Consider the following 24,358-nt stretch of genomic DNA (forward strand, 5'->3'; position numbering starts at 1 on the left):
GGCGTAATGGAATGGATTATAAGTGAACGGGGCTTCAACAAAGATCGGGTCGCCGCGAGCGGCAATAAGTTCATGATCGGGAACGGGTACATGGGTTACCGGGGCACGATGGAGGAATCTACCCGGGAGGAATTGTCGGCGGTGACGCTGGCCGGTCTGTACGACCGGGTGGGGGATCGGTGGCGCGAGCCGGTGAACGCACCCAATGGGTTGTTTGCACGTCTCGAATGGGACGGGACGCCGCTGAGCGTCCATTCCGCCGGAACCGGGCAGGGTGCGGAAACTGAAGTACTCGAGCATGAGCAGCAGCTCGACATCCGCCGGGCGGTTCACCGCCGCCGTACGGTGTTTCAGGTGGCCGGAGACAGCGAAGCGACGAAACGGCGGGTTACGCTGACGGCAGAGCGGTTTTGCTGCGCGAAGCGGCTGAACCTGCTTGCCGCCCGGCTGACAGTAAAGGCGGATGCAGACGGAGAACTTGTCTTCTTTACCGGCATTGACGGAGAGGTATGGGATATTAACGGCCCGCATCTGGAGCAATTTAAGGTTTCGGAACGGGAAGGCAGCCTGCTGCTGACCGCCTCGACTCATGAGCTTAAGGTACCGCTTGCTGTCGCCGAAACCTGGGAAGGCGCTCCGGGACTACCGTATGAAATAACTTCTAATTCCGGGCTTGGAACAGACTCCATATTCCGGGAAATCCGGATTTCCTGCCGGGCAGGGGAAACGTATACGTTATACAAATACGCGGCGGTGTTCACCGGCCAGGACAACGCGGGAGATCCGGGCATTGCTGCGCTAAGACTATGCCGTGAAGCGGCCGGACTCGGCTACGGGGCATTGCTGAGAGAGCACTCAGCCAAATGGGAAGAGAAATGGAGCCGCACCGATGTGGTAATTGAAGGCGACGAGGAAGCGCAGCTGGCGCTGCGTTACAGCTTGTACCAGTTGTTAATCGTCGCACCCGGGCATTCGGAGCGGTTGTCGATCCCGGCACGGGGCTTGTCCGGCCAGGTATATAAAGGAGCAGTTTTCTGGGATACCGAGATGTTCATGCTGCCGTTCTTCCTGTATACGCAGCCAGAGGTTGCACGCAACATCATGATGTACAGAATTCATACACTGGGCGGCGCGCTGAGAAAGGCTGCGGAATACGGGTATGAAGGAGCCTTTTACGCCTGGGAGAGCCAGGAGACGGGCGATGATGCCTGCACGCTGTTCAACGTGAACGACGTGTTTACCGGACGGCCGATGCGCACCTATTTCCGCGACAAGCAGGTGCATATCAGCGCGGATGTTGCCTGCGGGATTTGGCAGTATTATCGTTTTACCGGGGACGGCAGCATCCTGCAGGATGGCGGAGCGAAGACGATATGGGAATGCGCCCGTTTCTTTTACTCCTATGCTTACTATAATCCGGGAAAGGAACGCTACGAGATGCTCGATGTGACTGGCCCGGACGAGTATCACGAGCGGGTCAACAACAACGCATTCACGAATGCGATGGTAAAACGCACGCTTCGCTTCGCCCTGGATGCGGTCGCCTATTTGCGCGAAGAATGTCCCGACCAATACGAGGCTTTGATGGAGGGGGGCGTAATTAAGCCCGGGCATATCTCCGATTTGCTTGCACGTCTGTATGTTCCGCATCCGGACCCGGCAACCAGACTGATCGAGCAGTTCGACCGCTATTTCACCTTGGAAGATATTACGCTGCCGGAGTTAAAGTCCAGAATTCTCAATAAAAACGAGTACTTGGGCGGCGGAAACGGCTTGGCGACAACGACGCAGATTCTGAAGCAGGCTGATGTGGCGCTGATGCTGCATCTGTTCGAGGATGAATATGATATGGATACCAAACGTGCCAACTGGGTGTTTTACGAGCCCCGGACCGAACACGGTTCGAGCCTAAGTTCCTGCATATACGCTCTGGTAGCTGCAGATATCGGCTCCCCGGACTGGGCATATTCCTACTTTCTCCGCACGGCCACGATCGACCTCACGGGCGACTCCAAGCAATATGTCGGCGATTTGTACATCGGAGGAACGCATCCTGCGGCAAACGGGGGAGCATGGATGGCGGCGGTGCTCGGGTTCGCCGGTATCCGGTTCAATGGGCAGACGGTGCGCCTCAAACCGGAACTGCCACAGAACTGGCATTCTGTGGAGTTCAGCCCAGTGCTGCTGGGCCAGCGGTTTACGGTTCGGGTTAGCACCGATGAAATCTTAGTGAAGGCGATGGCAGACAACGGCCTGGCGCTGGAATTCCGGGCCGGAGGAGAAACAGCCCTTGTTCAGCCGGGAGAAATGGTGCGGTTTGTACTATAGATTAAGGAGTGAGTAATATGCTTGAAACGATGAAAGGCGCTATCTTCGATTTGGATGGAGTCATCGTAGATACGGCGAAATACCATTATCTGGCCTGGCGCTCGCTGGCGAAACGCTTGGGTTTCGAATTTTCCGAGGCGGACAACGAGCGGCTGAAGGGAGTAAGCCGGATGGAGTCTCTGAGTATTCTGCTTGAGGTGGGCGGCTTACAGATGGGAGAAGAAGAACGCAACGAATTGGCGGAGACCAAAAACCGGGAGTATATCGAATATATTTCCCGGCTCGAACCTTCCGAGATTTTGCCGGGAGCATCGGAGTATTTACGGTCGCTTAGAGGCCAAGGTGTCAAAATCGCACTCGGCTCAGCCAGTAAAAATGCGCTATTTATCCTGGACCGGCTCGGCATCACGGAGTTGTTCGATGCCGTGATCGACGGAACGAAGGTGTCTATGGCGAAGCCTGACCCTGAGGTGTTTATAACGGCGAGTGCAGCGCTCAGCCTTGACCCTTCCCAATGCGTCGTGTTCGAAGACGCAGCCGCTGGGGTCCGGGCAGGAAAAGCCGCCGGATGCCTTGTGGTCGGCATCGGAAGCGCCGGCATCCTGGGCGAGGCGGATCGCGTGATTGCCGGGCTGCATGAACTGGTCTAAAGCATTGGGAGACCAGACGTATGGCGATTAACACTGGATAGTGGCAAAAGTAATTCAGGCGATGTTCGAACGCCCATGAAAAGGACCCTAGGGTTTACCCTAGGGTCCTTTTCGCATGGCGAGCCGTATTTTTTTGCTGGCAACCGGTACGAAATCCATTACACTAGGGAAGAAATGCCAAGACGTAAAAGTCCACGCGACAGGTAGCCCTGGAACCGGAGAAGCGCCCATGAAGTGCGTAGGAACGCACATACTTTCCGTTTTGTATTTTTTGCTACACTTAAAGTGTGAGGAGGCAAGACCGTTGAAATCTAAACTCGCCAATCCGCTCAATAAAATGAACGTGAAGCAGCAGTTAATTTTGCTGTTCCTCGTAATCATCATCCCGCTGCTGGTATTGAACTTTTACGGCAATGATCAGGCAGGGAAAATTTTGAAGCGGAATGTCACGAACGCTTATATCGAACTGAGCAAACAAAACTTCCGGCTCATCAACCGCGACATCGAAGCAGTGAACAAGGTAACGTCCACCGTATTTCAAAATTCGCTGCTGCAGCAATTGAATCCGGTTTCAAGCGGAGAGACGGCGCTGGAGCGAGTGAAAAACTACGAAAAACTAGAGAATCTGCTGACGACGTATTCACAGGAGACGGACGAACGTGAGCCGCTGTATTACTCGCTCTACGTTTATGATCCGAAAAACACTTATTTTTTTGCACCGTTTTATCCGGGACCGCAGAAATCAGGTGTGTACTTTTTCTCGGACGAAGAAAAACCGGAGTGGTTCGATGAAGCGGTATCGAAAAAGGGGAAGGGCTATCTCCAACTGATTGAGCATTTATCGCCTCCTACCAAAGGTCAGGGTAACCAGAAAACGCTGGCCTACATCCGGGCAATCAACAGTATTTACCAAAACGGAACGATAGGCGTACTGGTCGTAACGAATCTGGAAGCCCGGGTGGGCGAAGCTCTGCAAACCGTTTCGCTGCCGGATGGTGAACTCTTTTTTACCGATTGGGATAACCGGATATTAACCGCGCGCACTTCCGATCCCAGCACGATACTTGAACTGCCGCCCGAAGCGAGCTCCATTGATTCCGGGGCCGGCGTCAAGGATGTCATTACGAATAAATTTATTTATGTCATCAATCATAATGCCACGCTTCAGCAAAAGCTGGTCTACAAAGTGCCGCTTCAAGCCCTGCTTCAGCAGCAGAATGAAATCAAAAAGCTGATCTGGCTTATATCAATCGTCTATTTTGCCGCCAGCCTGGTCTTCATGCTGTATTTCTGGCGTTCTCTGATGACGCCGATCCAGAAGCTCGTTTATTTCGTAAGACGGTATGAACCCGGCAATGTCGTGCCCGAACCGCCTCAGCGAACCAAGATGGATGAAATCAGCGTGCTGATATTTTCCATTTACGACATGGCCCATCGCCTAAACGATCTGATCCATTACAAATATAAGATGGACTTGAAGCAGAGAGAGTCGCAGTTGCAGCTGCTGTATCAGCAAATCAATCCGCATCTGCTGTACAACACACTCGAGAGCATTTACTGGAAAAGTTCGATGGAGGGGAATAACGCCTCTGCCGAAATGATCAAGGAGCTCTCTAAGCTGATGAAAATCAGTCTGAGCCGGGGAAGGGAGCTCATTATGCTGGAAGAAGAGCTGGAGCATGTATCCGCCTACATTAAGCTTCAGCAGCACCGGCACGATTACCGTTTCAGATTCACGATCGAGATCCCTGCCGAATTGCTCCCAGCCCGGATTCCCAAAATTTCGCTGCAGCCTCTGGTTGAAAATGCGATTATTCATGGCGTGAAGCATATGGGAGAAGACGGGGAAATTCTCATCCGTGCCCGGACTGAGGAAAATGAGATTTACATCAATATCGAAGACAACGGTTATAAACCCGTCGATTACGACTTGATCAACCGATTGTTGGATGAGGAAACACCCGATCCTGCGTTTGGTTACGGCATCCGAAATATTCATCAGCGGATTAGACTTCATTTCGGCAACAATTACGGTTTGTCTTTTGAGGGACGCCCGGGAGGGGGAACGAGGACAACACTTCACTTTCCCCAAACAAACCAGATGCAGAACTAGGTAACCAGGAGGAGTTAACTATGTACAATATTCTGATCGTTGATGATGAGCCGCTCATCTGCCAAGGCTTGGCCGGACTGCTAACCTCTTCAGGACTCGGGATTGGAGGAATTTACACCGCCTATAGCGGACAGGAAGCACTGGACTATATCCGGATGGAGGACATTGATCTGCTTGTGACGGATATCCAGATGGGAGGGATGAACGGTATTGAGCTGATGCAGCAGGCCAAGTTGATTAAGCCCTGGGTGCAGACGATCATCATCTCAGCGCACGAAACATTTCATTATGCCCAAATGGCACTGAGGCTGGGAGCTAAAGATTATTTAATCAAACCGCTGAACAGTGAGCAGTTCCTGGATTCGGTCCGCAACGCTTTGTTAAAAATGGATAAGCCGACGCAGAATATCGACGACTATTTGTCACGGCATGCAGAGCATTTTCATATGGAAAATCCGGTTGCGGAACATAATGAAGGGTTAATCTGGCTGCTTCGGGATCATATCCCCGCCGATGGGGACGGAGAAAAGCATAGCAGGCTGGAGCGGGAACTGGGGCTTCTCGGGCCTTATTTTTCGGTTCTTAAAATGAAGCTGAAGCTGGACAATAAAGGCTCCGGGGAGACGAATAACGGTGAATCGGCCTATTCCGAAAGCGATATAAGGCTGTTCCATTATGCCGTGCTCAACGTAGCCAAGGAGCTGCTGTATACGGAATGGAACGCACTGGCCTGTTATTCAGACCAGTATGAGCTTAGTATAATTCTGCAGTGGAGTGAGTCGGGGTATGCGGAGCTTGACGTGAACAAAATCAACCAGCTGGAAATGATCGGACGCAGTTTGCATCATCATGTGCAGAAGTATCTGGGTATTGGGACCGTCATTGGTATTAGCCAGATCCTGAAAGGTTCGCAGTTCATTAGCTTGCTGAAGCGGCAGGCGGATAAAGCGATTGAATGGGGCCGGGACCTGGGGGATTGTCCTGTTTTTTACTATGGGGATTTCAATTGGCATAACTATGCCCATGACCCTTCCTCAGAAGAACTAACCACGCAGAACAACCGCATCGTCGACAATGCCAAACAATATATCGAGGCCAATTACAATCAAAAGGGTCTGACCATTCATGAGGTAGCGAAGAAAAACCATGTCAGCCCCAATTATTTGAGCTATCTTTTCAAGAAGAACACTGGCTTCAATCTTTGGGAATACGTAATCAAGCTGCGGATGGAGGAGAGCAAAGCGCTCATCCTGAATACGGATCTGCGTCGTTATGAGATCGCTGAGCGGGTCGGATATGAATCGCCGGAGCATTTTAGCAAAATTTTCAAAAAACACTTTGGCGTTAGCCCCACTGATCTGAAAAAATAACATCGAAACACAACAACGGAAGATCGGTTATCATTCACATAGTTTTAGACATGTTCGGTTCCCCCTCCCTTTTCTAAAATAAAAGCTAGACATTATAGAGGAATGAGGGAATCTCATGGAAGAAGCAGTGATTTCACCAGGAAGCATACTCAAGGAACCAGAAAAACGCAAGATAAAGGAACCGGGGAGAAGGCCGTTGTGGAGGAAATACTTGTGGGGGTACATGTTCCTCGTGCCGGCCATCGTTATCTTTATCGTTTTCCTGTGGGTCCCCATCATCAAGGGAATGGTTTACAGCTTCTACAATATTGATTTTGTCAAAGGCAACACATTCGTCGGCTTCGACAACTATATCAAGGTGTTTAACAACCCGGATCTGCTTTTATCTGTAAAAAACACATTATACTTTATGCTGCTGACACTGGTCATCGGTTTCTGGGTGCCGATTGCTGCTTCGATTGCGATTTCGGAATTGAAATGGTTCCAGGGGTTCGCGCGGATCGCAGCCTATCTGCCTTTTGTCGTGCCGGGCGTCGTGCTCTACGGCATGTGGAGATGGATGTACGACCCGGTTGGACCGATCAATGCGGTGCTCGGCTGGTTCGGTGCCGAACCAGTCTCATTCATTTCGGATGGAAGGTTCTCCATGGTTTCACTCGTATTCATGGAAACGTGGCAGCAGTTCGGTTCAGCGATGCTGATCTATCTGGCAGGCGTTCTGAGCATTCCAAGGGATTGGTACGAAGCGGCGGAAATCGACGGTGCGGGTGTATGGAAAAGGATCTGGCACATTACGCTCCCGTCGATACGGAATCTGATCGGTCTGATGTTAATTTTGCAGTTGATCGGGACATCCCAGGCATACCAGTCTCAACTCGCCATGCTCGACGGCGGGCCGAACAAGGCCACGCTGACCTATGCACTTCTTACAGTCAAATACGCGTTCACCCAGCTCGATTATGGCGCCGGAACCGCGCTTGGTGTGCTCATGTTCCTGGTCCTGGGTGTACTTGGCATTATCCAATTCAAGCTGAACAGGGAGGACTACTAAGATGGCAGAGAGAGGTATCCTTTCTTCTTCGGACCTGCAGAAGCCGGGCAATAAAATCGTATATGGCCTCATGATGTTGTGCATTGCGGTGATGGCAGTCACGATGCTGTATCCAATCGCGATGACGATGTTCAACGGGCTAAAATCGAACCAGGAGGTTAACACGTTCCCACCACGTTTTTTCCCGACGGAATGGCATTTCGAAAACTTCGGAAAAGGCTGGAATTATATTGATTTGCCGATGTTCCTCAAAAGCACACTGTTCGTTTTCGGAGGCAATCTTCTGATGACGATTGTGGTGCTCGGTCTAGCCTCCTTCAGTATCTCGCGGATTCGTGTTCCTTACAGCAAGGCGATTTACTTCTTTATTTTAATGACGTTGTTCATTCCGGCCTCCAGCTACATGATTCCGAATTTTGTGAATTTGAAAGAATTGGGGTTACTGAACTCATACTGGGCATTCTGGCTTCCAGCCGGGGCAAATGCGTATTACTTTCTGCTGTTGAAAAACTTCTTCGACGGCATCCACCCGGAAATTTTCGAAGCAGCGCGGATCGACGGCGCCTCGGACCTTACCAGCTACCTGCGGATTGCGGTTCCACTGTCCGTGCCGATCTTCGCAACGCTTTCGATCTTCATATTTTCCACCGCCTGGAACGATTGGTTCTGGCCGTCGCTAGTCATGCATACGGAGGATAAATATACGCTGGCAACCGCGATCTTCAAGTATGTCATCAATGCGCGAAGCCTGGACAGCAGCACTAAATTCTCGATTTTGTTCATGGTAATGATCCCGCCGATTTTCGTGTTTCTTGTGTTCCAGAGATTCATTATGCGCAGCGTAAGCCTGTCGGCGGTCAAGGGATAGGAGAATGGAGATAGCGTTTTCAGATCGTAAAGACACACATGATCCCCATATGAATGCACATCGTCTTAAGTGTGACGGGGCATTAAGATTAAGGTGTAGCGACAACACAAATGGAAAAGGGGAGTTTCAATGCGCAAGTTCACAACACTATTAACGTGTCTGATGCTGACCGGTTCGCTGCTGGCAGGCTGCGGGGGCAATAACAGCAATGAGGACAAAACCTCCAGTGGAGCGGGCAACGGCAACTCGAACAATAGTAACGCCGTAAAGACCGAGGGGCCAACGGAAGACATTACCCAGAAGAAAATAACGATCAAAATCCACTATCCGTTACCGGATGATACCACGCTTCGCGCCCAGGAAGATGATAAGATTGCCCGGTTCCAGGCAAAATATCCGAACGTGACCATTGTTAAGGATGATTGGCAATACAACGTTAACGAGATTGGAGTGAAAATGGCCTCCGATGAAGCGCCGACTTTCTACAACACCTGGGCAACCGAGGCGCAATTGCTTATAGAACGGGGCTGGGTGGCTGATATTTCGGAATTTTGGAATAACTGGCAGTATAAAAATGATATTAATCCAGTTCTGCAAAATCAATTTATCGTTGACGGGAAAGTGTATGGAATAACCCAAAATGGCTACATTACTTCCACAATTGTGAATAAGAAGCTATTGGAAGCAAAGAATGTTAAGATTCCAGCCCTTAATTGGACTTGGGAAGATATGTATAACACTGCCAAGGGAGCGGCGGATCCGAAGAAAGGAATCTCAGGGATCGCACCAATGGCAAAAGGCAATGAAGCAGGCTGGAATTGGACAAATTTCCTGTTCGAAGCCGGCGGAGAGATTCAAGCTGTCAATGACGGCAAGGTTACAACTGCATTCAATACAGACGCAGGTGTCAAGGCGCTTGATTTTTATAAGAAGTTAAAATGGGAAGCGAATGCAATTCCGCAGGACTGGGCGCTTGGCTGGGGAGACGCGGTCAGCTCATTCCAGCAAGGCCGGACGGCAATGGTAATCGCCGGCGCGTTCGATGTGATCCAGCCAGCTCTGAATGAAGGCGGTATGAAGCCTGAAGATGTCATCGCATACCCGATGCCTGCGGCCGAGGCCGGAGGGAAGCATTACGGTATTCTGGGCGGCAATTATCTCGTCATTAACCCGAACGCCACGAAGGATGAGCAGGAAATGGCGTTCCGTTACATCACCTTCGATTATTTTACCGATGATGCGTTGAAATCCGTAGAAGACACGATCCAGGCGCGCAAAGCGGAAGGCAAATATTATGTTCCTACACCGCTTGAATACTTCAGTGAAGATTCTGAATATGCCTCGAAGGTCAAAGCCATATACGATAAGTATGACAATGTGTACAAATATGATCCGCAGCTGTTCGGCCTGCTGGAAGGTAAGCCGGAAGCGCAGTTTGGTACCCAAGACTTTTATGCAGCTATGTCTACCGTCGTTCAAGAATCATTCTCCAAGAAAGGAACAGACTCTAAGCAGCAGCTTGACGATGCCGCAAAAAACGTGCAAGAGAATAACTTTGACAAAATCGTAGTTAAATAAGTGAGACAAATCAAAACACCTTCAAGAGATTGAGCCCATGTCGTTAGATATGGAGATAACCTTGGAGGTGTTTTACCTTCCTCTGTATTCACTTGGAGTTATTCCTACGAACTTTTTGAATTGCCGCATAAAATGTACATCGTTCTCATAACCGCAAATTCCAGAAATATGACTGATCGTGTATGCTGTGTTCTTCAGTAAATAGGAGGCATATCCTAGTCTGTTAAGGATGATATCGTTAATTACCGATATGCCAAAGATTTGTTTGTATATATTTTGAAAATAAGACCGGCTCATATTCACCTTATCCGCCAAGAACTCGACGGTATACCAGGTAGAAGGAGAACTGAAAACTTCATTTCTCAGGTTCAGGAACTGATCATAGTATTTACTAATCTGATTGTGTGGCTCCAGATGATTTCGAATATCGCTAAGCTTCATGAACAGGCAACGAATGGTATAATCGATGATCTCATTTCGAAATGTTCCATTCTGCAGATTCTCCCAATGAATATCATTCACCTTTCTGGAAATATACAAGGGGTCATATGCTTTGATTAAAGTATCTAAAGGGAGATTCAACCGGTCAAAAAAAACATCTGCATCCTCCATTTCAAAATGGAACCAGTCATGGACCAGAGGCTGTTCGGCATCCCGGTAGAAATACGGGCTGTTTTTATTAAAAATAATAAAGGTATTAGGTTCAACAAACACAGTTTGCGAATGTAGCCTAAGCTCCATTTTGCTCCGGAAGAATAAAAAGACATAATCCCCAGAGCCGTCCGGGCGGTCGACCGTAAAGCCTTCCGGATGAATCACATTGTACCCGCATCGCTTCAGATGTATCAGTGAATTCCACTCCTCAATAGGATAATAGATCAGTCATTAGATAGAATAAATCATTTTCTTTCTCTAAACAAGATAGTAATCTGTGATATGAAATACAGAGGATATATCAGTGATCAGAGAGAGGATTGGTGCTAAGATGCCCACAGCAGCTACGAAATTTTATATGAAAAATTATCCGAGACCCCAATTTGTACGGAGCCAGTGGCTGGATCTGAATGGGGAGTGGGATTTCAGTTTCGATGATGAAAAAGTCGGTGTTGCAGAACGCTGGATGGATCATTTTCCGGCCGCACATAAAATAAATGTTCCATTTACCTATGAGACCCGGGCGAGCGGGATCGGCGAGGAGAAATTCCATGCGCAGATCTGGTATCGCAGAAAGCTGACACTTTCTCCAGAGGCAGAAGGGAAACGAACGATCCTGCATTTCGAAGGTGTGGATTACAAAGCCTCCTGCTGGGTAAACGGCAGATTTGCAGGGGAGCATGAAGGAGCGTACGCCCGGTTTTCCTTTGATATTACCGACCTGCTTAAGCAAGACGCCGAAAATGAAATTGTGCTAAAAGTGGAAGACAGCGATAGCTGTCTTCAGCCTCGGGGCAAGCAGCGCTGGGCGGGACGGAATCATGCTTCGTTTTATGTGCAGACGACAGGCATATGGAAAAGCGTCTGGCTCGAACATGTCCATGAAACCCGTCTGGATATTGTGAAAATTACGCCGGATATTGACCGTCAAATGATTCGTTTTGACTTCCGCGTTAACGGTACGAACAACAAAAATGATCTCCAGCTGGAGACAGAAATTACATTTAAGGGCGAAACGGTAAGGAAGCTTAGCCTTTCGGTGGACAGAGCCTGGCTGACGCTCGAAACCGGCATGATGAGCAGTATCAACGGGCCTTGGCTGCAAAACCTGTGGTCTCCGGGCAATCCAAATCTGTTTGATGTGGAGTTTGTGCTGTATGAAGGAGAAAGAGAGCTCGACCGGGTGGGCTCTTATTTCGGTATGCGTAAAATCTCGATCAGGGACGGCCAAATCCTGCTGAACAATATTCCCCTTTACCAGAGACTGATCCTTGATCAGGGCTACTGGCCCGAAAGTCATCTGACGCCTCCGTCCGAAGAAGCGCTGATAGAAGATATCGAAGCGATATTCGAGCTGGGCTACAACGGTTTGCGCAAGCATATGAAAATTGAAGACGCCCGGTTCCTATACTGGTGTGATGTCAAAGGTATGCTGGTCTGGTCCGAAATGGCGGCTGCTTATGAATATAACGATGAGGCTGTGGAGCGTTTTACCAAGGAATGGATTGAGGTTGTGCAGCAGCAGTATAATCATCCCTGCATTATTACCTGGGTGCCTTTTAATGAATCCTGGGGCATTCAGAATATTATCCATGACGCGCGGCAGCAGAAATTTACGGAAGGTATTTATTATTTGACCAAATCTATCGACCCGTATCGTCCAGTCGTCACCAATGATGGATGGGAGCACACCATTTCTGATATTTTGACTCTTCATGATTATGTAGAACGGGGCGAAGATCTGTACGAAACCTACAAGGATAAAGACGCGATTACGGGTAACAGCGGGACGTACAATGAGTGGAAATTTGCATTCGCCCAAGGCTACAGTTATAAAGGCCAGCCGATTATCATCAGCGAGTATGGAGGGATTGCTTTCAAGAGCGAGCATGGCTGGGGTTACGGCAACCAGGTGGATAGTGAGGAAGCTTTCCTGGAGCGGTTCGGCAGCATAACCAGAGCGATTAAGGCAATTCCGTTTATTTCCGGCTACTGTTATACACAGATTACGGACGTGCAGCATGAGGTTAACGGCCTGCTTACCGAAGACCGAAAACCGAAAGTGGCGCTGGAAAAGATCCGGGAGATTAATTTGGATTACAAGAAGTGAAAGCAGCAGTGATATAATTTTATCTTGTACAACATAAAATGATAGATCCGTGTTTCGCATGGATGGATTGTTCACTTCAAGTGTAGAAATACACTAGGACCAGGAGGGCTTATGAATATCGAAGAGATAAAGAAGATGATTAATTCAGGTAACATGTATGATGATGCCGGAAAAGATGTGTCTGCACTTAGAGCTCATGCGATTTCGAGCTGCAGGAAGTACAATCATAAAGTCAATACCGATGATGAGTACGACATGTCGATTTTAAAAGAGTTGTTTGCCGAAGTGGGGGAGAACGTGTACATCGAGTCTAATTTCCGGTGTGAGTTCGGCTTTAATATTTCCATCGGCAATGATGTTTATATCAATCATGATATGATTATTCTCGATTGTAACGAAGTGAAAATTGGCAACGATGTTTATATTGGTCCGAGAGCAGGACTGTATGGTGCCAATCATGCGGAAGATCCTTTTGAACGTGCAGAAAAAGGGGTGTATTCGGCACCAATCATTCTGGAAGATAACGTATGGCTTGGCGGAGACGTTAAGATTACTCAAGGCGTGACCATCGGGAAGAATAGCATAATCGGAGCAGGGAGTGTAGTGACTAAAAATATTCCACCGAATTCTATCGCTGCCGGAGTTCCATGTAAAGTCATCCGGCCAGTCCAATTCTCTGACAATCCATGGAGAAGACCTGCTGAATGAACCTCATAAAGTACTTTCGAAATTCAGGGTAATTTTTCGTGGTTCTTCGTCAAAATTGAATGATTTCCTAGATAACCTTTAATTTTGACAGCGTCAAGATTAAAGGTTATCTTTACATTGTAAAGATGTTGAAAGGAGCGTTTTTGGTGCGGCCTAAACCCTATCATCATGGAGATTTACGTAACACATTAATTGAAACCGGCATTGAGCTAATTGGTGAGGAAGGTTTAGGAGGTTTCTCCTTGCGTAAAGTTGCAGTCAAATGCGGTGTCAGTCACGCAGCTCCTTACAGTCATTTCAAGGATATACAGGAACTGTTGACGGCAATGGCAAATCATGTAACCGAACAGTTTACAACTTCCCTGCAAGACTCCATTAAAGAGCAAAACGACCCCATGTCCGCAATGGAAAAGCTTGGTACGGCCTATATTGCCTTTTTCGAGCAGCATCCTGCTTACCTGCCATTTCTCTTTTTTCAGTCGGGGATTATCATTCAGGTAGACGAAGGAGCAGAAGGTATTCCGCCTTACCCGCCATTTGCGTTATTCCGGGCAACTGGCTATCGGCTGTTCCGCAGTTTGGGTCTTCCACCAGAGCTGGACGCTAAAATGCTGATGGCCTATTGGTCGCTTGTACACGGCGTGGCATCACTACTATCCAGCAGCGGTATTCGATATTCAGGCAATTGGCATGAGGTATGGCAAGTCATTCTTCAATCGGGAGGAGAAGCAAATGAGACTGATTGTCCATGATTTAGCAGACCATGAGTATGACTCTCAGCTAAGTGGCTACAGCAGGGATACTGATGAGATCATCGGAGAAACGGGTTCCATTCGTCATTGTGTAGGCTGCTTTGGTTGTTGGGTTCGCACTCCGGGAACCTGTGTGCTTAAAGACCCCTATAAGCACATAGGCGAACGGCTCGCCGCCTGTGATGAGTTCGTGCTTATCAGCCGCAACGTGTATGGGGGATACAGCCCGTTCGTGAGCAATGTATTGAACCGGGCACTACCTTATATCCTTCCCTATTTTGTAATTAAAAATGGGGAGACACATCACCAGCAACGCTACAAGCGGCAGTTCAAGTTCACAGTCTATTTTTATGGAGAAGGAATAACGGAGTCTGAACGTCAAACGGCACAAGCATTGACTCGGGCCAATGCAATAAATCTGGATGTGTCCGATTATTGTGTTTCTTTTCACAACACGCTTCATGGGTTGACGGAGGTGCATCAATGAAGATTTCTCTGATTAACGGTAGCCCCAAAGGCGGACCGAGCAACTCTGGATTTCTATTAGAAAAGCTCAAGCCACTCATCAGCGAAGACAACGAGCTAAGTTTTTACCGGGTAAATGCAAAACAGTTGAAGTATGAGCAATACCGGGAAATTAACAATGCCGATGTAATGGTACTAGCATTTCCGCTCTATTTTGATGCCATTCCTTCACATCTACTACGGATGATGGTCGAATTGGAGAATTACCGGCAGAATGAGCAAGGAAACCCGAACCTCATTGTTTATGCGCTAATAAATAATGGATTTTATGAAGGGCATCAGTGCACCATTGCAGTGGATATTGTTAGTAACTGGTGCATACGCTGCAGCTTCCGTTTTGGAATGGCAGTAGGTCACGGAGCAGGGGAAATGCTCAACATAAAGGTTCCTTTGGGAAAAGGCCCTCTAAAGAATCTCGGCACGGCAATGACCCAACTTTCCACTGCTATCCTTACCCAAAGTAGTGCAAAATCGCTGTTTATTCAGCCAAACTTCCCACGTATTCTATGGCGTTTGTCCGCCACTTATTTCTTCTGGCACCGCAAAGCAAAGGAGAATGGACTACGGCCAAAGGATCTGAGGAAGCAGCCGTTTCAGCAAGGCCGGTAGCACAGCAAAAAATGTAATTGACATGGATGGGCATTTAATTGCTTATCCTTTTTTTGTTAGGAAGGGTTAGGTTGGAATTAATGATCTGATCCAAATATCTTCCGTGAAAAGCCATCCCAGTGCCAAAAGGGGGGAGCGGTCATGGAGCAGAACCTCAGCAATTACTAATATCATCCGCGGTTGCTTGCTATACGATGACGCTGGCCTACATGTTAGATCGTAGCATGCTTCCTGTAACCGGGTTCTATATGGATACCGTAGGAAGTGTATCAACAGGTGATCAACTAGGAATTGTCCACTATCCACACGTTGTTTTGTCTGAGGAAGCTACTAATGAAGATATAGCAAAGGCTGAAGGTCTAATTAGCATGGCAGACGAACAGTGCCACATTGGTCAATTACTCATCAAAGCAGGTGTTCCGGTCAAAGCAGAAGGTAAAGTGTCAGTAGATTCAGGGGATGCGGCTACAAAGCAATACATTGAAACACATGGATTGAACTGGTAACCTGTTTGTAGGTACCTTAATTGTTGGTGGATAAGAACATAGTCCCATTAGAACCCGCGCCCAGCGCGGGTTTACTGTTGTAAGCCGAAGGTGGCCAGGAATATGGTACTATTGGCTATTTGAGAGAAATATGCTTTTTAGAATGAGTATATACTCTGTTTTTATGATAGCTGTACCTAAAATCAGGTATTCATGTGAATACTCCCACCGCCTATAGAGGCGGGGGCTTCTTGTTTCGACGATCGCTGCCTTTTTGTAGAAAGGTCTTACATGATCTCCACAAGCGTTCGATGCAGTATGCATCCCGTTCGGGGCAAACCCTCCCTACGGCGATCGATCCATCATGCACTGATTTCCTTGATCGGATCATATGTTCCTATTATATCACACAAACATCCAACATCTATCCTCTTATTGGAAAAAGATAGGATGAATTTGACGCCCAAGGGCACACACAATAGAAAATGCATATAGGCTTCGCCTAACCGAGATTCATCCCCTACCTGCAGAGGTAGGGGACTTCTCTCAGAAGGCCGTTAAAAGGATCGTTTGGAGGATACTGGGGATTACCAAATAATGATATAGTTTAAATCAGTTAAGTAAAGAGTCGGTCAGTCAGAGGAGGCAGTGATCGTGCAAGTTTGGATAAATGTAATTACTAGTTCGGCTGCAGCTGTTAATGGATGCGTATGAGAAAGAGATATAGCGAAGGCGATATATTTATGATTCCCATGCATGATGGACGATTTGCAGTATGCCAGGTGGTTTGTGCGCTAAAAGACCGTTTCAAAAAGGCGTTTTCGTTCGGTGTAATTCGCTTGGAGCTGGATGATACAAATGTGGAGGATGGAGCCTTTCTCAGCTACCGGTTCGGAAGCCGGCAAAGCAGCGTGATTTTCACCTCTCCGGCAAATCTTCGAAACGGAACGTGGAGGATTGTAGGCAATATTCCCTTGACTCCCGATAAGGAAGAACTGAAAGTATTCCAGTGCGCCGGGCATTTGTACCGCGGAGACGAGTACATTCGTAACCTTAGGCAGGATGAGTATGGTAAGTTCACTGCGTTGGGCGTGGCCGGTTATGAGCTGGTGCAGATTCATCTGTCGGAGATGAAGCAATGACAGGTATACATATAACAACGGACATGTAGAACCAACATGAATTAAAGGGAGAGAAACAGATTGAAAAAAAAGCGAGCGGTATCTCTAATCAATTTGGTGTTTTTGATTCCAGTAATACTTTTAAGTTTTTTTATGTGGAACGATTACAAGAGTTATATTAAAAATATTGATAACTATCTGCCATCCTTGGAGAGCACCTATATGCTGGATGAGGGGAAGAAGCTGATTGGCTTTTCAAACGACGACCGGTTTGGTGAACAATACCAGGTTTATCTTTTTGATACGAATACGGAAACTATAATTAAAGAGACTACTATACGTACCAATTTCCAATCCGGACTGGGGCCAGCGGCTTATCAGCAAGATGGAATCATCATCCCAACCTACGACGATACATTAGGGCTGCAAATGAATTACTTCCACTCAACAGGCGAGGTTGAAGAGTTGGCTCAGGGAACAATGCACCTTCCACCCTCATGGAGTTCAAATGTGTATTCCTGGCGCGGCAGACTCATTGTAGCCGGGGAATCACCAAGTTCTGAATGGTATGTAGCTCAGGTGAAGGACGGAAAGTTAGATAAAGTGAATTTAGGCGAAAAGGAACTACTTCCATCCAGGCCTGTTCGGATAGATGAAGTGCATGGAAGTTTTCAGAACGACCAGGCAGTTCCAATATTTTCGGTGAGTTTAAAGGACGATAGAACTGCATTTGTCAGCGGAATACTAGACCCAAAAGGCGATCTATCCGTGCTGCTTAAGAAGAAGGATGAAGGGACGTTTGCTGCACAGGATCGGGCAGGCGTACACTTCGCCAAAATCTTCGGCTTCAATAACGCCAAGCTGGTACGCGAAAATGGGAACTACCCTGAAGAAGCATCATTTTATAACGCTAACGAAAAACATTGGGGAACTGCGGTTCCTACGCCAAAGCCGGTTTATCAAGCCCGGATATTCTTGCTGAATGACGAGGAACTCCTGATCGCCGGATCTACTGCAGAAGATGAATTAAATGGAACTGTAATTGGATATGTATTCAATGAGAAATCCGGAAAATTTCAAGATGCCACAGTTCTTTTGAAGCAGCTGCCCTACGAAAATTTAAAAAATAGCAAATCTGAATTTCACAAGCAATTAGGCAGTGACATCCTATACTATCGCGGTGGAGACCTTGCGGTAGGTTATGCCGATCTGAAAATCCAAAAGGCTAAGGTTCTTTCGAGCGGTCAGGTCGAAGGATGGATGGTCACAGAAGACGAAACCAAGGTCTCGATTCAAAGCTTCTGGAATTATGCAAAGCAAGGTGGAGCGATCCTTATTAACTGGGCGGTTTGGGTCATTATTATTCTTGTCTCATTCCTAGGCCTCGCAATCGCCCCTCGCATGTTCGTAAGATCAAAAATGAAAAAAATAAGAGATGGCCAGCATATTCAGGGCCGGATTATGGGTATGCAAGAATCGGGTGTATATGTGAATGAACGGCCGATGATCCAGTTTATCGTTCAGTTCGAGGATGAAGGTCAAATGAAAGAGGTTGAAATCAAGCAGGTCATCTCCTATCTGAATCCTGTTCAAATTGGTGATACAGTAATGATCAGTTACAACCGAAAGAAACACAAGGCTGTGTTCATCACAGAAGAGGATCTTAAACATGCGTCGCAAGAGTCAGAACCGGTACTTATTAAAGATGCGGTCCTCGCCCGTATCGAACGTTATGGAAAAGTGAACCGGGGACAAGCCCTTCAGCTTCACTTCACAGCCGAAGGACGCGATTATACGATACCGGTCGTTGAACCTTTCGGATTTGAATATCGTACCGGTGAACGGGCGAACCTTATTTTGATTCAGGGAATGGCGAGAATCTTCAGGTATGGCAATATAAGCACCACTAAGGCAGCGGACCAGCTCTCTCTACAGGGTGAAGTAATCCATGTGCAGAAAATGCCGATATTCATTGAAAATAAGCAGCTCATGCTTCTAGAAGTCATAATTTCTAGAGGAGCGGACCGAATCCGTAAAGCCAATAGTCTATTTGTGCCAGAAAACCTGTCCGTAAATGTGGGTACAGTCATTCCAGTCTCCATGGAAATAGACGATTTACAGAAGGACACCCGGTTACTTCAAGGTAAGCAGGGCGCGGCTAAAGTGCTCTCCGTCCATTTTGACGGAACAAAGGGAGAACGGCCACTAGCCAATATTACCGCAGAAAAGGACGGAGTTATCTACCACATTAAACAGACAATTGAACCCGTATATGGTGTAGTGACTGGAGATGAGTTGTGGATCGCTTACGATGAAGGTACGCAAGAAGCCATGATTATTAACTATTCTTCGAGGTAGTCACATTACTTTAGACGACTTGCAAGTATGGATAAGAAAACGGAGGTCTGACTAATGCCACGAATATTTTTGGTTGAGGACGATAAGGCAATCGCTAAAAACCTTATACTTTTGCTTCGCTCGGAGGGATTTACAGTCACCCACGCCCCTACGCGGGGTGACGCCCTTGTTGCGCTTGCCGGGAATAAATTTGACTTGGCGTTGATTGATATTTCTTTGCCTGACGGAAATGGCTTTACGGTTTGCACGGAAATCAAAGAAGCTGGGGATGTTCCCGTTATCTTTCTGACAGCTTCCGGCGATGAGGCGAGTGTGGTTACCGGGCTGAACATGGGTGCGGACGACTATATCACCAAGCCTTTTCGTCCGCGTGAATTGATTGCGCGGATTGGAACCGCCCTGCGAAAAAGCGGGCGCTCTCAGTCGGCTTTTGAAATCTGCGGGCTTCATGTCGATACGGGAAGCGGTGTTGTGAAAAAAAACGGCAACGAGGTTTTTCTTTCAGCTTTAGAATACCGCTTGTTGCTGGTGTTCATTAGCAATCCAAAAAGTATTATCACGAGGGGCAGGCTACTTGACGAATTGTGGGACGCGGCGGGCGAGTTTGTCAATGACAATACCTTGACCGTGTACATCAAACGCTTGCGAGAGAAGATCGAGAACGACCCGGCAAGCCCCCAAATCATTCTGACCGTTCGCGGGACGGGGTATAGATTGGGTGGCGAGTATGCTTCGGAATAGAGAGTTTCGGCAGTTTACCATTTTGTTCTCCTTAATAGCCGCCGCCGCTGTAATACTGGGGTTTGCATTAAATACGTCAGCGGGAATCCTCGCCATGGCTTCTGCCGCCGCCTTTGGTACAGCGTTTTTCGTGTTTACCAAAGCCCGATACAACAGCATTGCGCGGATTTCAAATCAAATCGACCTTGTGCTTCATAATGCTGACCATCTGTTTATTGGTGAATCGGACGAGGGCGAGCTTTCCATTCTACATAGCGAGATAACAAAAATGACGTCACGTATTCGGGATCAAAACGACGCGCTCAAAAAAGAAAAAGAACATCTTGCCGATTCGCTGGCCGACATAGCCCACCAGCTCCGGACTCCGCTCACATCTGTGAACCTCATTCTGTCATTGTTAGCGAATAACCCCGATGAAAACGAGCGGAAAGCATTTGTGAGGGAAACAGAGGAATTGCTTGTGCGGATGGATTGGCTGATTACTTCTCTATTGAAATTATCCCGCCTGGACGCGGGCATTGTGGTGTTCCAAAGCGAGCAGATAGATGTAAACAACTTGATATCCACCGCGCTACGCCCGTTCCTAATCTCAATGGAGCTGCACGATATTGATGTGCAAATAGATGCACCGCAAGGGATAACTATTCAAGGTGACTCAGGTTGGCTTTCGGAAGCAATTCAAAACATCCTCAAAAATTGCATGGAAAGCGCAGGCGGGAAAGGGAAGCTTGAGATTGTCTGCACGGACAACCCACTGTTTACTGAGATTTCCATCCACGACAGCGGCGCGGGCTTTGACAAAGAAGATTTACCCTGCCTGTTCGACAGGTTTTATCGTGGGAAAAACCCAAACGCTACAGGATACGGGATTGGACTCGCTCTCTGCAAGATGATTATTACACGGCAGGGAGGGTTAATTACCGCAAAAAATCACCCGCAGGGCGGCGCGGTGTTTGCTATTCGTTTCCCAAAGTGACTAATCTCTCACCTGAAAGTCACAGAGATGTAAGTTGAAGGTTCTATTATATGGGTAAGCCATAGAAGGGGGACTCACATAATGGAGTTTTTAAAAATTGAAAATTTATACAAGGTCTACGGCAAGGGCGAAAACCAAGTTACCGCGCTTGACCATGTTTCGCTTACAATCGAAAAGGGGGAGTTTACCGCAATCATCGGCTCCTCCGGCTCCGGAAAATCCACATTGCTTCACATCATAGGCGGCGTGGACGTGCCGTCAAGCGGAAAGGTGTATTTGGACGGGCAGGATGTATATGCTCAAAACAATGAAAAACTCGCCATTTTCCGCAGGCGGCAGGTTGGGCTGATTTACCAGTTTCACAACCTCATTCCCACGCTGAATGTGGTGGAAAACATCACCCTGCCTATCCTGATGGACAAGCGCAAGGTCAACGAGGAACGGCTGAATGACCTGCTCGAAATGCTTGGGCTAAAAGACCGCAAAACGCATTTACCCAATCAGCTTTCGGGCGGTCAGCAACAGCGTGTTTCCATAGGACGCGCTTTGATGAACGCCCCGGCGGTCATGCTTGCCGACGAACCCACGGGCAGTTTGGACAGCCGGAATGGACATGAAATCATCAAGCTGCTGAAAGAAAGCAATAAAAAATATGGGCAGACCCTGCTTCTCGTCACCCATGACGAAAATATCGCCCTGCAAGCAGACCGCATTATCGGCATATCAGACGGCAAAGTAGTGCGAGATGAGAGGGTACGGCCATGAACATTTTAAACAAAGTTACCCTGCAAGGCTTGAAAAAGAGTCGCACACGAACGATTGTCACGATTATCGGAGTTGTTCTGTCCGCTGCTATGATCACGGGCGTACTCACCTTTGGCGTTTCCCTGCTGAACTATATGGCAAACGGCGCGGCCCAGAAATACGGCGATTGGCACGTTGAGTTCTTGGACGCCCCTTCTTCTTTCGTACAGGAACGAACCCACGACAAGGGGGTCGCTAACACCGCTGCATTTGAAAATATAGGCTACGCAGCACTTAAGGACGGGCAAAGCCCCAACAAGCCGTATCTTTTTATAGCCGGATTTAGCAAGAAAACCTTCGATACCTTGCCCATCAACCTGACGTCCGGCAGGCTGCCTGAAAACAGCGGAGAGATTCTTGTTCCGATGAGCGTCGAAGTAAAGGGCGGCGTTAAATTTGCGGAGGGTGACAAGCTTTCACTTGGTGTTGGAAGCCGCATGAATGGCGACAAGAAACTCGGTCAACACACCCCTTACATTTCCGGAAAAGAAACTCTTGTGCCAAAAGCCGAGAGAACCTACACGGTTGTCGGTATCTACCAAAAAGCCTACTTTGAGGAATCTTCCGCGCCAGGCTATACCTTGATCACAAAAGCAGATCCTGGAGATAAAGCGGACAGTTTCAGCCTATTTGTCACGCTTACAAATCCACGTGGGGTTCACGCTTACGCAAGCAATACAGCCGGAACCGAGGCTTATGTCTTTAACGATAATGTGCTGCGCTTCATGGGTCTGTCGGATGATAATATATTCAACACGTTTTTGTACGCGGTTGGCGGCATTGTGGTCGCCATCATCATGATCGGCTCGATTTTTCTGATTTATAACGCATTCACCATCTCACTGAACGAACGCACACATCAGTTCGGGATTCTGTCATCTGTGGGAGCCACAGCAAAGCAGCTACGAAATTCGGTGCTGTTCGAGGGGCTTTGTATCGGCGCGGTCGGCATACCGATTGGTGTTATCGTTGGCATAGGCAGCATCGGGCTTGTGATTTCCGTTGTCGCCAAGAATTTTAGCGATATTCTCTATACCAACGTCCCGTTTACCTTGTCGGTGTCCATCCCCGCAATTGTCGTTGCGGCGGCGGTTAGCTTGGTTACGATTCTGATTTCGGCCTATATCCCGGCTCGAAAGGCCGCAAACACTCCCGTTATGGAGAGTATTCGCCAGACGAACGAGGTCAAAGTTGAGTCCAAAGCCGTGAAAACGTCAAAACTGGCGCAGCGTATTTACGGTTTGGAGGGAACCCTTGCGCTCAAGAATTTTAAAAGAAACAAAAAACGCTATCGCAGCATTGTGCTATCACTTGTTCTAAGCGTAGTGCTGTTTATATCGGCCAGTGCTTTTATAACGGATCTGAAGCAGGGGGCGGAGCGGGCAGTAGTGGCTACTGACATTGACATTAGTTTGGCCACGCAGGACATGGACGATAGCGAAATGTTGCCGCTTTACGACAAACTAAAAACCGCCGACGGGGTTTACAAAAGCTCTTATCAAACGCTTATGAAGTATTCAGGCGTTGCCAAAGCAAGCGATCTTTCAGACGCTTACTGGGAAAGCCAGAGTTCCCACTCGCCGGACGAAACGGTTAATCTGCCAATGGACATCCAGTTTCTTGATGACAGCACCTATCTGAATATTGTCCAGGGCCTCGGCTTGCCTGCAGAGGAATATACCGGGCAAAATGCGAAACTGATTGCCGTTGCCAAAATGGTAGACCAGGCCAATCAGGTGGCGGAGGTTGACCAGCTTAGTGATATGTTCAAGAGTTCTTCCATGAATTTTACCATCGCTCCCGAAACAAATGGTAAGCCGAAGATGGAACAGGGGCGAAATGTAAGCATTATGTTTGTCAATATCGTGCCGCCTGATGGCCCCCCGATCCCAGGAAACTCCGGGTCGAAGAATCCGTTCACTTTTAGGGTGATGGCCCCCTATTCGCTCAAAGAGAAGTTTGAAACCCCCGAGACCCATCTGGCTATTAAGGGCTTGACCTTTCGGTCAAAGCATCCCACACAGTCGATGGCTGAAATGAAAACGATGATTCAGGATGTGGGAATTACATCCAGTTACACCCTGATCAATTTCTCTGAAGTGCTTGATCAGAACCGCAATATGATATTCATTGCCAACGTGTTCGCTTATACTTTTATCATTCTGATTTCGCTGATTGCGGTTGCCAATGTGTTCAACACGATTTCCACGAATATCAAGCTGCGCCGGCGGGAGCTTGCCATGCTCCGCTCTGTGGGGATGTCTGAACGCAGCTTCCAAAAGATGATGAATTTCGAGTGTGCCTTTTATGGCATGAGGGCATTGCTCTTCGGGCTTCCCGTAGCGGCACTCTCTTCTTGGCTGATTTACAAAAGGATGGGAGGCGGGGCGGACAATATCGATTTTGTGTTCCCCTGGGGCAGTATGGCAATCAGCGTGTTCAGTGTGCTCTTTATCGTGTTCATTACAATGCTGTATGCCATTAGCAAGATAAAAAAAGAAAATATCATTGACGCGCTCCGTGATGATATGACTTGAATCAAAACCGATATTAATTT

The 24,358-nt window shown here is 47.9% G+C and carries 20 protein-coding genes; 19 read left to right on the top strand and 1 reads right to left on the bottom strand.

Going from position 1 to position 24,358, the window contains the following annotated elements; genetic code table 11:
- The first annotated feature begins 6 nt into the window (after nucleotides 1–6).
- The 7 genes from ACX1DY_RS00485 to ACX1DY_RS00515 all read left to right on the top strand — a co-directional run bounded on the left by ACX1DY_RS00485 (nucleotide 7) and on the right by ACX1DY_RS00515 (nucleotide 9,958).
- Entirely contained in the window at nucleotides 7–2,328 is a 2,322-nt protein-coding gene (locus ACX1DY_RS00485) for a glycoside hydrolase family 65 protein (protein WP_458962246.1), read from the top strand.
- A gap of 17 nt (nucleotides 2,329–2,345) precedes the next feature.
- The gene (pgmB, locus tag ACX1DY_RS00490) at nucleotides 2,346–2,978 is read left to right on the top strand and encodes a beta-phosphoglucomutase (protein WP_458962247.1); all 633 of its coding nucleotides are present in this window, start codon (nucleotides 2,346–2,348) and stop codon (nucleotides 2,976–2,978) included.
- Nucleotides 2,979–3,282: 304 nt separating this feature from the next.
- Nucleotides 3,283–5,091, top strand: a complete 1,809-nt coding sequence (locus ACX1DY_RS00495) for a sensor histidine kinase (protein ID WP_458962248.1) — start codon at nucleotides 3,283–3,285, stop codon at nucleotides 5,089–5,091.
- A gap of 20 nt (nucleotides 5,092–5,111) precedes the next feature.
- The gene (locus tag ACX1DY_RS00500) at nucleotides 5,112–6,461 is read left to right on the top strand and encodes a response regulator transcription factor (RefSeq protein WP_458962249.1); all 1,350 of its coding nucleotides are present in this window, start codon (nucleotides 5,112–5,114) and stop codon (nucleotides 6,459–6,461) included.
- 223 nt (nucleotides 6,462–6,684) lie between these two features.
- Nucleotides 6,685–7,512: a carbohydrate ABC transporter permease gene (locus ACX1DY_RS00505; protein WP_458962805.1), complete on the top strand. Its 828-nt coding sequence runs from the start codon at nucleotides 6,685–6,687 to the stop codon at nucleotides 7,510–7,512.
- Between the two features lies 1 nt (nucleotide 7,513).
- On the top strand, nucleotides 7,514–8,380 hold the full coding sequence (locus ACX1DY_RS00510) for a carbohydrate ABC transporter permease (RefSeq protein WP_458962250.1): 867 nt from the start codon (nucleotides 7,514–7,516) through the stop codon (nucleotides 8,378–8,380).
- A gap of 129 nt (nucleotides 8,381–8,509) precedes the next feature.
- Complete coding sequence (locus tag ACX1DY_RS00515) at nucleotides 8,510–9,958, top strand: ABC transporter substrate-binding protein (RefSeq protein ID WP_458962251.1); 1,449 nt, start codon at nucleotides 8,510–8,512, stop codon at nucleotides 9,956–9,958.
- Nucleotides 9,959–10,030: 72 nt separating this feature from the next.
- Here the strand turns inward: ACX1DY_RS00515 and ACX1DY_RS00520 are convergent, their stop codons facing one another.
- Nucleotides 10,031–10,777, bottom strand: coding sequence for an AraC family transcriptional regulator (locus ACX1DY_RS00520; RefSeq protein ID WP_458962252.1), 747 nt, complete (start codon nucleotides 10,775–10,777; stop codon nucleotides 10,031–10,033).
- A 166-nt stretch (nucleotides 10,778–10,943) separates the two neighbouring features.
- Here ACX1DY_RS00520 and ACX1DY_RS00525 point away from each other — a divergent pair, with 166 nt between their 5' ends.
- The 12 genes from ACX1DY_RS00525 to ACX1DY_RS00580 all read left to right on the top strand — a co-directional run bounded on the left by ACX1DY_RS00525 (nucleotide 10,944) and on the right by ACX1DY_RS00580 (nucleotide 24,338).
- A complete protein-coding gene (locus tag ACX1DY_RS00525) occupies nucleotides 10,944–12,722 on the top strand; it encodes a glycoside hydrolase family 2 protein (protein ID WP_458962253.1) in 1,779 nt (592 codons plus the stop codon).
- Between the two features lie 111 nt (nucleotides 12,723–12,833).
- The gene (locus tag ACX1DY_RS00530) at nucleotides 12,834–13,430 is read left to right on the top strand and encodes a sugar O-acetyltransferase (RefSeq protein WP_458962254.1); all 597 of its coding nucleotides are present in this window, start codon (nucleotides 12,834–12,836) and stop codon (nucleotides 13,428–13,430) included.
- A 146-nt stretch (nucleotides 13,431–13,576) separates the two neighbouring features.
- A complete protein-coding gene (locus ACX1DY_RS00535) occupies nucleotides 13,577–14,182 on the top strand; it encodes a TetR/AcrR family transcriptional regulator (RefSeq protein ID WP_458962255.1) in 606 nt (201 codons plus the stop codon).
- Nucleotides 14,163–14,669 (top strand): flavodoxin family protein, encoded by a 507-nt coding sequence (locus ACX1DY_RS00540; protein WP_458962256.1) that lies wholly within the window; start codon nucleotides 14,163–14,165, stop codon nucleotides 14,667–14,669. Before ACX1DY_RS00535 ends, ACX1DY_RS00540 begins: the two co-directional genes overlap by 20 nt.
- The gene (locus ACX1DY_RS00545) at nucleotides 14,666–15,316 is read left to right on the top strand and encodes a hypothetical protein (RefSeq protein WP_458962257.1); all 651 of its coding nucleotides are present in this window, start codon (nucleotides 14,666–14,668) and stop codon (nucleotides 15,314–15,316) included. Before ACX1DY_RS00540 ends, ACX1DY_RS00545 begins: the two co-directional genes overlap by 4 nt.
- A 119-nt stretch (nucleotides 15,317–15,435) precedes the next feature.
- Nucleotides 15,436–15,822: an OsmC family protein gene (locus ACX1DY_RS00550; protein ID WP_458962258.1), complete on the top strand. Its 387-nt coding sequence runs from the start codon at nucleotides 15,436–15,438 to the stop codon at nucleotides 15,820–15,822.
- A gap of 689 nt (nucleotides 15,823–16,511) precedes the next feature.
- Nucleotides 16,512–16,943, top strand: a complete 432-nt coding sequence (locus ACX1DY_RS00555) for an immunity 26/phosphotriesterase HocA family protein (protein WP_458962259.1) — start codon at nucleotides 16,512–16,514, stop codon at nucleotides 16,941–16,943.
- A gap of 60 nt (nucleotides 16,944–17,003) precedes the next feature.
- Nucleotides 17,004–19,280, top strand: coding sequence for a hypothetical protein (locus ACX1DY_RS00560; RefSeq protein ID WP_458962260.1), 2,277 nt, complete (start codon nucleotides 17,004–17,006; stop codon nucleotides 19,278–19,280).
- 54 nt (nucleotides 19,281–19,334) lie between these two features.
- The gene (locus tag ACX1DY_RS00565) at nucleotides 19,335–20,021 is read left to right on the top strand and encodes a response regulator transcription factor (RefSeq protein WP_458962261.1); all 687 of its coding nucleotides are present in this window, start codon (nucleotides 19,335–19,337) and stop codon (nucleotides 20,019–20,021) included.
- Nucleotides 20,008–20,997 (top strand): sensor histidine kinase, encoded by a 990-nt coding sequence (locus ACX1DY_RS00570; protein ID WP_458962262.1) that lies wholly within the window; start codon nucleotides 20,008–20,010, stop codon nucleotides 20,995–20,997. The genes ACX1DY_RS00565 and ACX1DY_RS00570 overlap by 14 nt, the downstream gene beginning before the upstream one ends.
- An 81-nt stretch (nucleotides 20,998–21,078) precedes the next feature.
- Nucleotides 21,079–21,762 carry an ABC transporter ATP-binding protein gene (locus tag ACX1DY_RS00575; RefSeq protein WP_458962263.1) on the top strand — a complete coding sequence of 228 codons (684 nt, stop codon included), beginning with the start codon at nucleotides 21,079–21,081 and terminating at the stop codon, nucleotides 21,760–21,762.
- Nucleotides 21,759–24,338, top strand: a complete 2,580-nt coding sequence (locus tag ACX1DY_RS00580; RefSeq protein ID WP_458962264.1) for an FtsX-like permease family protein — start codon at nucleotides 21,759–21,761, stop codon at nucleotides 24,336–24,338. The genes ACX1DY_RS00575 and ACX1DY_RS00580 overlap by 4 nt, the downstream gene beginning before the upstream one ends.
- The last annotated feature ends 20 nt before the right edge of the window (nucleotides 24,339–24,358 follow it).

The sequence above is a fragment of the Paenibacillus sp. BAC0078 genome, assembly GCF_054483875.1.